General features: G+C 72.2%; 5 protein-coding genes. 4 read left to right on the forward strand and 1 reads right to left on the reverse strand.

All coding sequences use genetic code 11. The features are described from left to right. The first annotated feature begins 53 nt into the window (after positions 1 to 53). Genes STBA_RS01130 through STBA_RS01145 form a run of 4 tightly spaced genes read left to right on the forward strand, consistent with a single transcriptional unit; the run spans position 54 to position 15,215 of the window. Positions 54 to 6,659 carry a non-ribosomal peptide synthetase gene (locus tag STBA_RS01130; RefSeq protein WP_253194479.1) on the forward strand — a complete coding sequence of 2,202 codons (6,606 nt, stop codon included), beginning with the start codon at positions 54 to 56 and terminating at the stop codon, positions 6,657 to 6,659. Continuing rightward, entirely contained in the window at positions 6,656 to 12,145 is a 5,490-nt protein-coding gene (locus STBA_RS01135) for a non-ribosomal peptide synthetase (RefSeq protein WP_077057448.1), read from the forward strand. Before STBA_RS01130 ends, STBA_RS01135 begins: the two co-directional genes overlap by 4 nt. Then, positions 12,142 to 13,284: a saccharopine dehydrogenase NADP-binding domain-containing protein gene (locus STBA_RS01140; RefSeq protein WP_077057449.1), complete on the forward strand. Its 1,143-nt coding sequence runs from the start codon at positions 12,142 to 12,144 to the stop codon at positions 13,282 to 13,284. Before STBA_RS01135 ends, STBA_RS01140 begins: the two co-directional genes overlap by 4 nt. Next, complete coding sequence (locus STBA_RS01145) at positions 13,281 to 15,215, forward strand: Gfo/Idh/MocA family oxidoreductase (protein WP_077057450.1); 1,935 nt, start codon at positions 13,281 to 13,283, stop codon at positions 15,213 to 15,215. The genes STBA_RS01140 and STBA_RS01145 overlap by 4 nt, the downstream gene beginning before the upstream one ends. Here STBA_RS01145 and STBA_RS01150 read toward each other — a convergent pair. Then, the gene (locus tag STBA_RS01150) at positions 15,205 to 16,431 is read right to left on the reverse strand and encodes a cytochrome P450 (RefSeq protein WP_077057451.1); all 1,227 of its coding nucleotides are present in this window, start codon (positions 16,429 to 16,431) and stop codon (positions 15,205 to 15,207) included. The genes STBA_RS01145 and STBA_RS01150 overlap by 11 nt on opposite strands. Between the last annotated feature and the right edge of the window lie 14 nt (positions 16,432 to 16,445).

Genomic DNA, 16,445 nt, shown 5'->3' on the forward strand with positions numbered 1-16,445 from the left:
CCATCCAGCGGACCGGCCGTACTCGCCGCTCGCAAAGGAGGCATTCAGCACCCGTGACCGACGCATCTGGAACCGAACGAGCGACAACCGGACCCGACGTTCACGCGATGGTCGCCGAGCTGCTTGGGATGTCGGCGGACGACCTCGGCCCGAAGGCAGATCTGTTCGAGCTGGGGCTGGACTCCCTGGGGCTCATCCGGCTCACCGGCGAGTGGCGCCGACGCGGGTTCATGGTCAGCTTCGAGCAGTTGGCCGACGCGCCCACAGTGAGCGACTGGGCGCGCATTCTGGCCACGGCCGCCGGAGCTCGACCGCCGGCCGAGCCCGAGAGGGAGCGCCCGAGGGCACGGACCGATACCAGCCGCGCGGAGCCCGACGATGTCTTCCCGCTTGGCCTGATGCAGCACGCCTACTGGATCGGGCGCCAGGACGAGCAGCCACTCGGCGGTGTGGGCGCCCATTTCTACGCCGAGCTGGACGGGACGGCCGTGGAGCCCGAGCGCTTGGCCGTCGCGGTCACCGCGCTGCGCCGACGCCACGAGATGCTGGGCGTCACCGTGCTGGACGACGGACGCCAGCGCGTGATCGACCGCGAGGTCGAGCCCGCCATCACCGTGCACGACCTCCGCGACCACACGGCCGAGGAGGCGCAGGCGGTTTTGGCCTCGGCGCGCGACCGCCTCACCCACCGCCGCATGAACGTCGAGGAGGGAGAGGTCTTCGACGTCACGCTCTCCCTGCTCCGCGGCGGGGTGACCCGGCTGCACCTCGACCTCGACATGATCGCTGCGGACGCCGCGAGCATGAGAGTGCTGCTGGCCGATCTGCAGCGCCTCTACACCGACCCGGCGGCCGAACTCCCGGCCATCGTCACCCACTACGACGAGTACCTGCGCCGCACCAGGGAGGAACGAGCCGAGGAGCGGGAACAGGCCCGCGCCTGGTGGGCCGAGTGCCTTCCCGCTCTCAGCGCTCCGCCCGCGTTGCCGACCGTGGTCGACCCGCAGAGCCCGGAGTCCTCGGCGGAACACTTTCGCCGTACCACCCGCCTGCACCACTGGTTCGACGCGGACCGTACGGCGAAGCTGCACGCCGCGTCCCGCCGGCACGGACTGACCCCCACCGCCGTGCTGGCCACGGCCTTCGCCGAGGTGATCGCCGCCTGGAGCGCCGAGCCCCGGTTCTTCCTCAACCTCCCGCTCTTCCACCGCGACGCCGCGGCACCGGACGCCGACCTGCTGGTGGGCGACTTCAGCAGCTCGGTCCTGCTGGAGGTTGACCTCGGTGCCCCGCGCCCGTTCGCCGAGCAGGCATCCGACCTCCAGTCCCGGCTGCGCGCCGCTATCGCGCACGGGGCGTACTCCGGCGTCGAGGTGCTGCGGGACCTGGCCCGCGCGGGCGGTGGCACGCCGGTTCTCGCACCAGTCGTCTACACCAGCGCCCTCGGACTCGGCGAGGTCTACGACCGTCCGGTGCGGGAGACCTTCGGCGAGCCGTCCTGGATCATCTCCCAGGGGCCCCAGGTCTGGTTGGACGCCCAGGTCACCGAACTGGACGGGGGACTCCTGCTCAACTGGGACGTGCGGGAGCATGCCTTCGCCCCCGGCTCGATGCCGGCCGCGTTCGACGCTTACCTGACCCTGGTCGGCGGCCTGCTCGACGAAGAGGAGAGCTGGCGGCGGCCCGTGGGGCCCCAACTGCCCGTCACCCAGCGCCGAGTGCGCGACCGGGTCAACGACACGGCCACTCCCGTCGAGCGGGTGCGCCTCCACCAGGGCTTCCACCGAACCGCCACCGAGTTTCCCGAGCGGGTGGCCCTGGTCGACGAGGTGGGCAGATCCCGCACCTACGGCTGCCTGGCCCGCTGGGCCGAGCAGGTCTCGGCGCTGCTGGTGACCCAGGGGGTGCGCCCCGGTGATTCGGTGGTCGTGAGCCTACCGAGGGGGGCCGCACAGGTCGCCGCCGTCCTGGGCGTTCTCGGAGCGGGCGCCACCTACGTACCCGTCGGCGTCGGGCAGCCCGAGCACCGGGCCGCGCTCGTCCTGAGAGCAGCCGAGGCGAACGCCGTCCTCACCGACGAGCGCCACCGAAAACGGTGGCGCGGCCTGGCCGGTAAGACGGTCGCGGTCCTGCCGATCGAGGGTGCCGAACGCCTGGTCCCGGCGGAACCGGTCCTCGACCGCCCCGATGACTCCCCCGCCTATGTCATCTTCACCTCGGGCTCCACCGGACTGCCCAAGGGGGTCGAGGTCTCCCACCGGGCCGCCATGAACACACTGGGGGCGATCAACGCCCGGTATGGCATCGGTCCGGGCGATCGCGGCCTGGCGCTGGCCGAGCTGGACTTCGACATGTCCGTCTACGACCTCTTCGGACCGCTGTCGGCGGGCGGTTCGGTTGTCCTGATCGGCGAGGAGGCCCAACGTGACGCGCAGCACTGGGCCTCGCTGGTGCGCGAGCTGGGTGTCACCGTCGTCAACTGCGTACCCGCGCTTCTGGAGATGCTGCTGACGGCGGCCGAATCGGGCATCGGTCCGGGCACCTCGCTGCGGCTGGTACTCCTCGGCGGTGACTGGGTGGGCCTGGACCTGCCGGGGCGGTTGCGCGCGCTGGTGCCCGGGGCCCGTCTGGTCGCCCTGGGCGGCATGACCGAGGCGGCCGTGCACTCCACGGTCTTCGACCTGGACGAGGTGGAGCCCGGCTGGTCCTCCGTTCCCTGGGGTGTGCCGCTGCCGAACATGCGCGCCCGGGTCGTGGACTCCAGGGGCCGAGACTGCCCGGACTGGGTGCCGGGGGAACTGTGGATCGCCGGCACCGGCCTGGCCAACGGCTACCGCGGTGACCCCGAGCGCACGACCGAGCGGTTCGTCGAGCACGCCGGCCACCGCTGGTACCGCACCGGGGACCGGGCGCGCTACCGCGATGACGGGCTCCTGGAGTTCCTCGGCCGGACCGACCACCAGATCAAGCTGCGCGGCCACCGCATCGAACTCGGCGAAGTGGAGGCCGCAGCCGTCGCACACCCGGATGTCAAGGCGGCGGTCGCGCTGGTGACCGGCAGCCCCGCCCGACTGGTGCTCGTCGCCGCCGGGGAGGCCGAGCCGGAGGAGGTACTGCGAGCCCTGCGCTCCCACCTCCCCGCCTACATGATGCCCGGGCAGGTGACCGCCGTGGACGCCCTGCCGCTGACCCGCAACGGCAAACCCGACCGCACCAAGGCGGCCGAACTGGCCGACCATGAGCGCGTCATGGGGTCCGGCGCCGCGCCCTCCGGGTGGGCGGAAACCGTCGTCGCGCGTGTGTGGTCGGAGGTGCTGGGCATCGCCGACATCGGGCGCGAGGATTCGTTCTTCGCCCTGGGCGGTGACTCGCTGCTGGCCACCCGGGTGATCGTCGCCCTGCGACGGGCCGGGGTGGGCGACGCCGGTATCGCCCGGCTGTTCTCCCGCCCCCGGCTGGCGGACTTCGCCGCCGACCTCACCCGGGGACTCGCCGTTGACGACGTGCTGACCCAGGGCGACCCGGAACGGCGACATGAGCCGTTCCCGCCCACGGACGTGCAGCGCGCCTTCTGGATCGGGCGCGACGACCGCCTCCCCCTGGGCGGCGTCGGCACCTACCACTACAGCGAGTTCGACAGCGACGACATCGATCTGGACCGCATGGAACGGGCCTGGCGCAGGCTCGTCGAACGCCACGAGATGCTGCGCGCCGTCTTCGACGAAGACGGGCGGCAACGCATCCTCCCCACGGTGCCGCATCAACCGATCACCGTCACCGAGATCACCGCCGAAGAAGCCGCCGCCGAACTCACCCGGCTGCGCGAGGAGTCCTCGCACCGCCGACTGGACCCCACCAGGTGGCCCCTGTTCGACATCAGAGCGGTGCGCTACCCGCACCATGGACACACCCGCACTCGCCTCGCGATCGGGCTCGACTACATCGCCCTCGACGGCGCGTCGATCATCCTGCTCTACGGCGAACTCGACACCCTCTATCGCGAGCCTGAGGCAGCTCTGCCGCCGATCGACATCTCCTTCCGGGACTACGTCCTGGAGGTGGTCCCCGACACCGAAGCGGTGCGGCGCGCACGCGCCTACTGGCTGGACCGGCTGGAGGCGCTCCCCCACGCCCCGGCGCTACCGCTGGCCAAGGACCCCTCGACCATCGCCCACCCCCGGTTCACCCGCCGCACCCGCCCTCTCGCCGCCGACCGCTGGGCGCGGCTGCGTGAACGGGCGGCCCAACACCAGCTCACCCCGTCCGTGGTGCTGTTGCTCTGCTATGTCGAGGTGCTGGCCGCCTGGAGCGACCGGACCGGAGTGACGGTCAACCTCACGCTCTTCAACAGGCTGCCGGTGCATCCCCATATCCACCGTGTCGTCGGCGACTTCACCTCCGTCTCGCTCATCGGTCACCGTCCCGCGCCGGATGAGGACTGGCCGACCGCCGCGCACCGTCTCCAGCGTGTGATGGGCGAGGATCTCGATCACCGCGAGGAGTCCGCGATCTGGCTGATGCAGGAGCTCGCGCGGCGCACGGGAACGGTCGAGGCCGCGATGCCGGTGGTCTTCAGCAGCTCGGTCGGGGTAGGCGACCGGGAGGTGAAGGACCTCTCCGAGACCTTCCCCGCCAAGGTGTTCGGGATCTCCCAGACGCCTCAGGTGATGCTGGACAACCAGGTCACCGAGGCGGCCGACGGCATCGTCGTCAGCTGGGACGCGATCGAGGACCTCTTCCTCCCCGGTGTCCTCGATGCCATGTTCGCCACCTACTGCCGGCTGCTCGACCACTTGGTGGACGAGGAGTGGGCCGGTCCACTTCCCGTCGCGCCGCCTGAGGAACAGCGAGCGCGGCGTGCGGAGTTCAACGCCCGGCGGGCCACCGATCCCGTCGAGACGCTGCACGCGGCCTTCTTCCGGCAGGCCGTCGCCGCCCCCGACCGCACGGCGCTGCTCCTCCCCGAGGGCTCCCTGACCTACGGCGCGTTGGCCGACCGTGCCCTACGGGTCGCGGCGGCACTCGCCGCACGCGGCGTGGGCGCCGGCGACATCGTCGCCCTGGCGCCGGCCGCCGGGCAGGAACAGGTGACCGCGGCCCTCGGGGTGCTGCGGGCCGGTGCGGCGTTCGCCCCCCTCCGCCCCGACGACGGCCCCGACCGGCGCCGGGCCCGGTGCCTGGTCGCCGGCGTCAAGCTGATCATCGCCGACTCCCCCCAGCCGGAAGGGCCGTGGCGGGTCGTGACGCCGGCCGAACTGCTCGCCTCGAACGACGTCCCTCCGCCTATCGACGCCGAGGACCCCGACGCGCCCGCCCACTGCGTTCTCACCGGCGGCGACGGAGCGCCCGCACGGGCTGTGCTGTACGGACACCGCGCCACGGCGGGCCCCCTCGTCGAGCTCCGTGAGCGCCTCGGCGTCGACCAGGACGACAAGGGACTCGCCCTGCACACATTGGACAGTCCGCCGGGCCTGTTCGATGTCTTCGGTCTGCTGGGCGTCGGGGCCGCACTCGTGCTCCCGCGCGCCGACGAGCGCGACGCCCCGGATGCCTGGCGGCGGCTGATCGGTCGCTACGAGGTCACCGTGTGGAACGGCACCCCCCGGCAGCTCGACGCGCTGCTGGGCGACGGCCGGGAGGAGCCCGACGGCACCACCGGCCGACTCCGCGCGGCCTTGCTCCACGGCGACCGGATTCCGCCGGGCCTGCACGAGCGGTTCCGCGAACGGGCGGGCGTCGATCACCGCTTCATCGCCCTGGGGACCGTCCCGGGTGCCCCCACGGGAGCGGGCCTGCTCATCGTCGACGACGAACCCCGGCCGGGGTCGGCGTTCCCGCGCGGGACTCCGCTGGCGAGCCAACACCACCGCGTGGTGGACGCCCTCGGCGGGGACTGTCCGGACTGGGTCACCGGGGAGATTCACCTCGGAGGCTCGGGAGCGCCCCTGGACGTGCGCGAGGACATCGGCGACGGTCCGCCGACGCTGGTGACGCACGGCGGGGAACGCTGGTACCGCACCGGGATGCGCGGCCGGTTCCGCCCCGACGGGACGATGGAACTGCTGGGTACCCCCCAGCGCCGGGTGACCATGGCGGGCCGCCCGGTGGAACTCGACGAGGTCGAGGCCGCGTTGGAGGCACATCCCGCCGTCGCCCACGCGGTGGTGCTGCCCCTCGAAGCGGCGGCCGGGCACAGGTTGCGCGCGCTCGTCGTACCCCGCGGCCCCGAACCGGTCGGCGCCGCCGACCTGACGCGGCACCTCGGCACGCTGCTGCCGCCGCACGCGGTGCCCACCGACCTCGAGCTCATCGACCGCCTTCCCATGACCCCCGACGGCATGACCGACCGCGCCGGCCTGGCCGCCGCCGCAGCCGCCGGGACGGGGCAGTCCGGCCCGCCACGCACGGACACCGAGAAGGAGGTCGCGGCCCTGTGGGCCGAGACGCTCGGACGCCAGGTCACCGACCGGTACGCCAACTTCTTCGCGGAGGGCGGGGACAGCCTCGCGGCGCTGCGCCTGGTCGCCGCCGTCAACGCGGTCCTGGGCGTGGACGTGCCCGTGCGCGACTTCCTCGCCGCCTCCACCGTCGCCGACCTGGCCGCCCGGGTCGAAAGCTCCCAGTCGACGCACATCCTGGAAGAGAGCGGAATCATATGAAGGTCCAGCAGATCGTCTCCGACCTGGAGAAGGACGGCATTCGGCTCTGGGCGGAGGACGGACAGCTTCGCTTCCGCGCGCCCCGGGGGGCGTTGACGGAGGAGCGGCGCGCCCTGCTCCGCACCCACCGGGACGAGGTGCTGACCCACCTGACCGAGCGTGCTCACGCGGCCCGGATCGCCCCCGATCGCGCCGCCGCCCACGCGCCCTTTTCGCTCACCGACATCCAGGCCGCCTACCTCGTGGGCCGCGGCGAGGCCTATGGCTACGGCGGGGTGGCCTGCCATGTCTACCTCGAAATGGCCTACCCGGTGGCGATGGACGCCGACCGGCTCAACGACGCCTGGTGGGCCGTCGTCCGCCGTCACGACATGCTGCGCGCCACCGTGCACCCCGACGGCTCCCAGGAGGTGCTTCCGGAACTGCCCGAGCCGCCCATCGACCTGCGCGACCTGCGCGGTGCGCCACCCGATGCGGTGGAGGAACGGGTCGCCGAGGTGCGCGAGGAGCTTGCCACCCGGGTGCCACCTACCGACGAACCGCCCCTGTTCGCCGTGCGGTTGACCCACTGCGACGACGCCCTGATTCTCCATCTGTCCATGGACCAGCTGATCGTCGACTATGCCAGCCTGCTGCTGGTGCTGGCCGAACTGGAAGACATCTACCACGGCAGGCCGCTGCTGCCGCTGGACATCGGCTTCCGCGACTACGTACTGACGCGTCGGCAACAGAGTCTCACCTCCGAGTACGACCGCCACCGCGACTACTGGCTGCGCCGCCTGCCCGACCTGCCCAACGCCCCCGAACTCCCCGTCGCCCCCGGCACCGAGCGGCCCGGACCCTTCAGCCGCTTCGAAACGGTGCTCGACCCCGACCGCGCACGGGCGTTTGCCGACCACGCCGCCGCTCACGGACTCACCGTCTCGGCCGCCGTCCTGGCCGCTTACGCCGAAGTCATCGGCCGGTGGAGCGGCAACCCACGCTTCACCCTGAACGTGCCCACCTTCACCCGCCTCCCCCTGCACGAGCAGGTCGACCAGCTCGTGGGCGACTTCACCACGGTGGAACTGCTGGCCGTGGACCTGGGCGAGGAACGCGGCTTCGCCGAGCGGGCCGGTGCCCTGAGCGCCACGCTGTTGGAAGACCTCTCACATGGGCTGTTCACCGGCAGCCAGGTGCTCGCCGAACTGAGCCGGGCCGGCCAGTCCGGACCCCTGCTGATGCCGGTTGTCTTCACCAGCACTCTCGGCTCGGCCACTACCAGGCGGCCGGAGGGCGTGGTGCGCTACGCCAGAACGCAGACGCCTCAGGTCTGGCTGGATTGCCAGGTGATGGAGCGAGCCGACAGGCTCGCGCTCAGTTGGGACGTGCGCCGGGGAGTGCTCGCCGGCTCCACGGCGGAGGACATGTTCGAGGCGTTCGCCAAACTGGTGACCACCCTCGCCGACGACAAGGCCGCCTGGCGGTCTCCGGCCCGCGTGGAACTGCCCGCGAGCACCAAGGCGGTACGCGAGCGGGTCAACGACACGAGCGCCCCCGCGCCCCGGGCCCGGCTTCAGGACGGTGTGGTGGACACCGCGCGGCGTCTTCCTCAGCGGATCGCCGTGTTCGCCCGCGACAGGTCCCTGACCTACGGGGAGCTGATCGAGCACGCCCAGGGAGTCGCCCGCGCGCTCCGCGCGGCCGGTGTCGGCCGCGGCGACCTCGTCGCGATCTCCCTGGAGAAGGGCTGGGAGCAGCCGACGGCAGTGCTCGGCACCCTTCTGGCCGGCGCCGCCTACCTGCCGCTTGACACCAACCAGCCCAAGCTCCGCCAGGCGGCGATCCTCGCCGACGCCAAGGCCGCCGCCCTCCTCACCCAGTCCTGGCTCGCCACCGAACGCGATCGGCCGGACGGCTTGCCGGTGATCCCGGTGGACTCCTGTCCGCCTTCGCCCGAGCCTCTCGACGACGCCGGGACCGCCCCGGACGACTTGGCGTACGTGATCTACACCTCCGGTTCCACCGGCGCCCCCAAGGGCGTGATGATCGGTCACGCCGCCGCCCTGAACACGGTCGCCGACATGAACCACCGCTTCGCGCTCACCCCCGAGGACCGGGTCTTCGCCTTGGCCCAGCTCGGGTTCGACCTGTCCGTCTACGACATCTTCGGTCCACTCGCCGTGGGTGCCGCGATGGTCATGGCCGATCCCGTGCGCCGGGGCGACCCCTCCAGCTGGGCCGAGATCGTCCGTGAGGACGGCGTCACCATCTGGAACTCCGTCCCCGGCCAGCTTCAGATGCTGCACGATTACCTGCGGGCCGACGACCCACCACTGCCCTCGCTGCGGCTGGCTCTGCTCTCCGGTGACTGGATTCCGCCCAGGCTGCCGGCCGCGGTGGCCCGTTGGGCTCCCTCGGCCGAGGTCCACAGCCTGGGCGGCGCGACCGAGGCATCCATCTGGTCCATCCACCACGCCGTACGTGCCGAGGACGCCGAACGCCCCAGCATCCCCTACGGCAGGCCGCTGACCAACCAGACCTTCCACGTCCTGGACCAGACGATGCGCCCCCGCCCCGACCTGGTGCCGGGCGAGCTGTACATCGGCGGTATCGGGCTTGCTCAGGGCTACCTCGGGGACGCCCCACGCACCGCCGAGCGCTTCCTCCTCCACCCGGGCACCGGCGAACGGCTCTACCGCACGGGTGACCTCGGCCGCTACCACCCCGACGGCACCATCGAGTTCCTCGGCCGCGACGACCAGCAGGTCAAGATCCGTGGGTACCGCATCGAGCTGGGCGAGATCCAGTCCGTCCTCGAGGGCCTGCCGGCGGTAGGCGCCGCGGCCGTGGTCGTCGCCGGCGGCCGGGGCGACGCGACCACCGGGGGCTCACGCTCCCTGGCCGCCTTCGTCGAGCCGGCACGCCACGAACTCCCCCAGGACCCGGACCCGGTGTGGCGCCAGGCCACCAACCGCGCCATGGACGAGGCACTCGCCGAGGTGGACATCGACCGGCTCGCCGCGTTCCGCGCCGCCCTGGCCGACGCCGCGCTTCACTCCACCGCCGAGGCACTTGCGCCCGCCTTCGACGGAGCGAGAGGACCGCTCGACGCGGCGCGAATCTGTGCTGCCCTGCAAGTACTTCCCGCGCGCCGGCGCCTGGTGCGCAGGTGGCTGCGCGGGCTCGTCGAGGCGGGGTTGCTCACCCGGACGCCGGATGGCGAGTATCAGGATCTCCGCGCGCCGGGCGAGGCCGCCGCCGAACGGTGGGAGCGGGCCGAGGCCCTGGAACGCCAGGTGGGGTGGAGCGGCGAGCTGTTCGCCACCGTGCGCGACAGCGCACGCATCCTGTCCCGGCTGCTGACCGGCCGTCACGACGAGGCGGAACTTCCCTTCTCCGGTGCCTCCTCCGAGGCACTGGCCGCCGCCTACCGGGACAACGCCCCCGCGCGTGTTCTGCACCGGGCGCTGGCCGCCGGGGTCGCCGACCTCGTCCGACGCCACACCGGCCCGGAGCCGACGCGCGTCCTGGAGGTCGGTCTCCGCGGCGGAAGCGCGGCCGGCCCGGTGCTCGCCGCTTTGGAGGAATCGGACGCCATCGACTACCTGGCCACGGACCCCTCGGCCCGTCGGCGGGCCGCGGTCGAGCGCCGGTTCGCGGACGATCCCCGGGTGCGCACCGCGTCGTTCGACCCCGATGCCGAGCCACGGGCCCAGGGGTTCGCGCCCAACTCCGTGGACGTGCTGGTGTGCATCGGAGTACTGGACAACCTCGGCGACGTGCCTGCCGCCCTGCGCCGGCTCACGTCCTTGGTGGCGCCCGGGGGCTGGCTCGTCCTGGTGCAGAACACGGACGACGACGACCCGGCGGTGCGTGTCTCCACCGAGTTCCTGCCCGAGCACGCCGGGCCGTTCACCGACCTGCGCGAGGCGGACGAGCAAACGTTCCTGGAAGCCGACCAGTGGGCTGCGTTCCTCACCGAGGACGCGGGCCGGATCGTCGCCGAATACCCCTCCCCGGGCCCGGTGGCCGAGGCGTTCGGGCAACGGCTGTATTTCGCACAGCCCAAGCCCGACCGCGTGCCGGTCACCCCGACGCAGCTGACCGGTCACGCCCAGGAGCGACTGCCGGAGTACGCGGTGCCCACCCGCTGGCAGATCCTCGACGACCTGCCCCGCACCACCAACGGCAAGATCGACCGCGCCCTGTTGGAACGCTGGGCCGAGGCCGCCGAGCAGGGCTCCGCGGCACCCGGATCGCAGCAGCCCCGTGATGACCTGGAGCGTGCCCTGGCCGGGCTCTGGTCAGAGCTGCTGGGCCAGGAACACGTCGGCCGCGATGATGACCTCTTCGCGCTCGGTGGTGACTCCCTGCTGGTGGCCCGGATCGTGGGACGCCTCAGGGAGGGCCTGGCGGGCGTGGAGAACGGCGAATGGGACCTGGAGTGGGAGGTCGTCCTGCGCCACCTGCTGCGCCGACCCACCGTCGCCGGGCTCGCGGCGTACCTGCGGGAGGTCGGCCAGGGCGAGGACGGGGGCAAGGCGGTAGAGGCCACGCCCGTCGTCTCCCTGCGCGAGGCGTCCGGGCCCGCCACCGTGCTGGTCCACGCGGGAACGGGCACCCTGCTGCCCTACCGTCCGCTGATCACCCGGCTCCGTTCCGCCGCGGCGGGGGACAACGCCCTGCTGGGGCTGGAGATACCGGAGCTGGACGCGTTCCTCAACGCCGACGCCACCGGGCTGATCGACCGTCTCGCCGCCCGCTATGCCAGGGCCCTCCTGGACGCCGGGCACGACCGGTTCGACATCGTCGGCTACTGCGTCGGCGGGGTCATCGCCACCGAGGTCGCCCGGATGCTGGGCGAGTCGGGCGCCGAGGTGCGCAGCCTCACCGTCATCAGCAGCCACAGCCCCACCTTCCGGATCGACGACGAGTTGCTGTCCGAGTACTCCTTCGGCCTGATGATGGGCATGGACCTGGCCCACGTCGGGTTCCCCGCCGACCAGGACCGGGTGGGCGCGGCCGTGGGAACCGTCCTGGAACGCTCACCCGACGCCATCTCCGACGGGGCCGTCGCCTCACTCGACGGCGAGTACGCCGACATCGGGGACGCGTTCGCCACCATGGAGTCCCTGCCCCGGATGGCCCGCGTGACCAGGATGGTCGAGGCGCTGCCGCCCGAACTCGCCGGCACCTACCAGCCCGAGGGACTGCTGCGCGCCCTGCGTACCTACCAGCAGTCCACGTTCGCACTCAGCCGGCACCGTGCCGAGCCCTACGCCGGGGACATCACTTTCCTGCGTCACAACGGCGCCTATCCGTTCCCCGGCAGCGCCGACACCATCACCGACCACTGGGCGAAGATCTGCCTGGGTGAACTGTGCACGCGCGACATCCCGGGCGAGCACTTCACCTGTATGACCGGCGACAACATGCCCACGGTCTTCAGCCACCTGACCGAACTGATCGAGGGTATCGAGGGGATCGAGGGGATGAAGTCATGATCGCCGTTCTGGGAGCCTCCGGCGAGGTCGGCCGCCACGCGGTCGCCGCGCTGGCCCGCGACAGGCCAGGACCGCTGCGCCTGGGGGCACGCGACCCCGGGGCCATCACCGTCAACGCCACCTGGCGGGACGTGGAGGTCACCGCCGTGGACGCCACCGACCCGGCCTCGCTCGCCGCCTTCTGCCGGGGGCAGCGCCTCGTCCTCAACTGCGCCGGCCCCAGCTACCTCCTCAAGGAGACGGTAGCCAGGGCCGTCCTGGCCGCCGGCGCCGACTACGTCGACGTTCTCGGGGACGACCCGGTGGCCGAGGCCCTCGTCCGTGCCGGTGCCCCGGCCGACGGCCGTCGGGTCGTCCTCTCGGCCGGCACCGTCCCCGGCCTTTCGGGCCTGCTACCGCGTCACCTCGTCGGCCAGGACACCGCCGGGTCGACCGCCCCCACCGCACTGACCGTCCACGCCGGCGGCCTGGAGAGGGCCACCCGCACGGTCGCCGCCGACATCCTGCTCTCCCTGCGGGCCGGGGGCCCCGACGGGGAGCCCTACGGACACGCGTTGGCCATGTGGCGGCGGGGGCGGAGGGAGACCAGGGCACTGCGCGTCGAGGAGGACGCCGAGGTCCCGTTCTTCCCCGGACGCGTCACGACCCAACCCCTGCTGACCGCCGAGGTCCAACGCCTCGCCGCCGCCCTGGGGCTGGCCGAGGCCCGTTGGTACAACGTCCTCCCCGGCGCCCGGATCAGAGCGCTGTTCGCCACGCTGCCCACGCTGCCGGTGGAGACCGACGAACAGCGGCAGGAGGCCATCGACCGGATCATCAGGGCGAGTGAGATCGATCTGGCGGGTCGCGCCCCCTACTACCGGCTGGTCGTGGAGCTGTCGGGACCCGAGTGGTCCCGCACCGTGGTCGTGCGCGCCGACGACAGCTACCGACTCACGGGCGCCGTGGCCGCGGTCACCGTGCGGGAGGTGCTGGACGGTCGGGTCGCGCCCGGTCTCCACTTCGCGGCGCAGGCGCTGCGGCCCCCCGAGGTGCTGGCCGCCCTGGAGAAGACGGGCGCGGCGGAGTTCGCCGTGTTCACGACCGCTGCCCAGGACGGGGCGACGCGCGTGGGCGCGTTCGAGGACGGTGCCCTGTGACCACGGTCCCCGGCCCCGACCGGCCCCTGCGCACCGTGGTGGCGGGCACCAACTTCGGCCGCTTCTACCTCGACGCGGTCCTGGCCCACCCCGCCTTCGCCCTCGTCGGCATCCTGTCCCAGGGCGGGCCGCAGTCGCGGGAGGCGGCCGACCGGCTGGGAGTGCCCTGCCACAGCGCGGTCGACGAACTCCCCGACACGGTGGACGCCGCGTGCGTGGTGGTGCCCTCCGCCGTCATGGGCGGCTCCGGCACGGAACTGGGCCAGGCCCTGCTGAAGCGCGGGGTACACGTTCTCCAGGAACACCCGCTGCACCCGGACGAGTTGGCTGACTCGCTGCGGCTGGCGCGCACGGTCGGCAGGCAGTTCCGCGTCAACACCCACTATCCCCATGTGCCCTCCTCGCGGCGGTTCCTGCGGGCCGCCACCGGCCTGCGGGCGAGGCAGCGGGTGCTCTTCGTGGACGCGGCCTCGCCCGTGCACGTGCTGGCACCGTTGGTGGACATCCTCGGCCGGGCGCTGGGCGGGCTGCGCCCCTGGCGGCTGGGCGATCCCGCGCCGGTCCCCGACGACGTCAGGGCCGCCGCCGACGGTCGGGCGCCGCTGCGGCTGCTGCACGGCGCCGTCGCGGGCGTGCCGCTGACGCTCCGCGTGCACAACCAGCTCCATCCGGGAGACCGCGACAACCACGCCCTGTTCTGGCACCGCGTCAGCATCGGTACGGAGGGCGGCGTTCTCACCCTGGCCGACACCCACGGGCCGGTGCTGTGGCATCCCCGGCTGCACTCGCCCAGGGACGAGGGGCACCGTCTGGTCTTCCGGGCGGGGCCGGGAGCAGAGGGGCTGGCGTTGCCCGTCAGCCAGACATTCGATGACGACTCGCCACCGCCTCGTTTCGAGGACGTCTTCTCCGCGTGGTGGCCGGAGGCGTTCGGTATCGCGCTCACGGAGTTCGCGGACGCGATCGGGGCAGAGACCGACCCTCTGCGCGCGGCCGGCCCTGATCTGGCCGTCTTCGGCATGTGGCGCGACCTCATGGCGCGGCTGGGACCGCCGGAGCTGATCCGACCGGCCACGCCCACTCCGCTGGCCGCCAGGGACCTCCTTGAGCGGCCCGCGGTCTCGGCCCGTCGGCCGGGTTCGTCGGCTGACGCGCCACCGCCCGTCAACGAAGACACACCGGGCGCCGGTTATGACCAACCCGCTGAGTTCTTCGACCTGGGGGCGAGGGAACACACCGCGCGCACCGGGCCCGCAGTGGTGGCCGCGCTCGACGGCATCGACCCCTCGGTCGGCCCCCTGCTCGACATCGGAGCGGGCACCGGCCTGGTCACACGGCAGATCGCGGACGCCTACCCCGCCTGCGAGATCATGGCCACCGAGCCAGCCGCCGGGATGCGCGCCGTTCTCACCGCCCGGCTCGCCGAACGCACCGACCTCGCCCGGCGCACCACCGTGCTGCCCGAAGCGGCCCACGAACTGGTGCTGCCCGAACGCCTCTGCGGGGTGGTGCTCTGCGGGGTGCTGGGGCACCTTCCCCAGGACGCGCGCGGGGCCCTGCTCAGGGAACTGGCCGAACGTCTGCCCCCCGGCGCCCCCATCGTCGTGGAGGTGATGGGCCTGACCAGCCCGGTGTCGATGCCCCCGACTCGCCTGCGGAGCGCCACCCTCGGGCGGCTGCGGTACGAGTGGTGGATGGCCGGCGAGCCCTCGGGCGAGGAACGGATGCGTCTGGACACCACGTGGCGGGTGTTCGACGACGAGCGGCTGGTGCGGGAGGTACGGGACCACTATCACTGGCACACCGTCAGCCTGCAACGGCTGGCCGACGAGAGCGGTCTCACCCTGCACCGCCTCCCGGCCCCGCACAGCACCCTCGTTCCGCACCTCGGCGTGCTGCGAGGTGCGGAACGAACCGAAGTCACCAGGTGACGGGCAACTGCTCCGGGCCGAAGGCGATGCCGTCGTGACGGAAACGGATCTCCTCCGGGTGGACGGTTGACCGGAGGGTGGGAACACGGTCCAAAAGGGTGCCGACAGCTATGTTGAGTTCAAGGCGCGCAATATTCTGACCCACGCACTGATGAACGCCGTAGCTGAATGCGACGTGCTTTTTTTCGGCACGCCCGAAATCAATGCTATCGGGTTCACGAAAAACGTTGTGGTCATGATTCGCTGCAGCAAGCAGGGGGATAATTCCGTCTCCGGCGGGAATGATGTGCCCGCCGATGTCGAGGTCCTCGGTCGCGGTACGCAACGCGATCGAGTCCCCGACGGACAGGGCCCGGAGCAGCTCCTCGACGGCCGCGGGCAACAGGGAGTAGTCGGCGCGCAGCTGCTCCCAGAGACCCGGGTGATGGAGCAGAGCCAGCACGCTGAGCGCGATCTGGTTGGTAGTGGTCTCCCAACCGGCGACGATCAAGATCGCGATGGTCGTGACCAGCTCCTCACGGCTCACCAGCCCCGGGTTCAACTGCTCGACCACCAGTCGGCTCAGCAGATCCTCACCCGGTCGCGCCGCGCGTTCGGCGATCAGGTCATCGACCACCGAGGAGAGCGCCCCTACGCCTTCGCTGGCCCCCTCGGCGGTGCTGGAACCGCCTCCGAAGACCTGCGACCCCAGCGTCCCGGTGACGCGCCGGAACGCCGGGTCGGCCCGCCGCACGCCGACCAGCTCGCACATCACCGTGCTGGAGACGGCATGGGCGAAGTGCCTGACCAGGTCGGCCGGCGGACCGAAGGCGAGGAGTTCGTCGACTCGCTCGTCCACGACACGCTGGATGTCCCGCCGCATCCGGCGCGCCTTGCGGACGGTCATCTCCGCCAGCAACATACGCCGGAAGCGCGTATGTTCGGGCGGGTCCATCCGGATGAAGGGCCGGGACTCGGCCCCCACCTCCTGCTCCCCCTGCACCAGTGCAGGAAAGTTCGGGTGGCGGACGTCGGCGCTGACCCTGGGGTCCGCCAGCACCGCGCGGACCTCGTGGTAGCCGGTCACCACCCAGGCCGCCCTCCCCGTAGGCAGGGTCACTCGGGTCACCGGCCCCTTTTCGCGCCACTCCCGGTAGGCCTCCGGCGCGGCGAACGGGCAGCCCCTCGGGACCGGGAACGCCTGTGGGCCGAGGCCCTCCGTGTCGAACTCCGTCATGTGTCCTGCACCTT

This window comes from Streptomyces sp. MP131-18, assembly GCF_001984575.1.
GTDB classification, from domain to species: Bacteria; Actinomycetota; Actinomycetes; order Streptomycetales; family Streptomycetaceae; genus Streptomyces; species Streptomyces johnsoniae.

Excerpts from the sequence above, each read along its gene's own strand:
- STBA_RS01135 (WP_077057448.1), top strand. The coding sequence starts at position 6,656 with ATGAAGGTCCAGCAGATCGTCTCCGACCTGGAGAAGGACGGCATTCGG.
- STBA_RS01140 (WP_077057449.1), top strand. The coding sequence starts at position 12,142 with ATGATCGCCGTTCTGGGAGCCTCCGGCGAGGTCGGCCGCCACGCGGTC.
- STBA_RS01150 (WP_077057451.1), bottom strand. The coding sequence starts at position 16,431 with ATGACGGAGTTCGACACGGAGGGCCTCGGCCCACAGGCGTTCCCGGTC.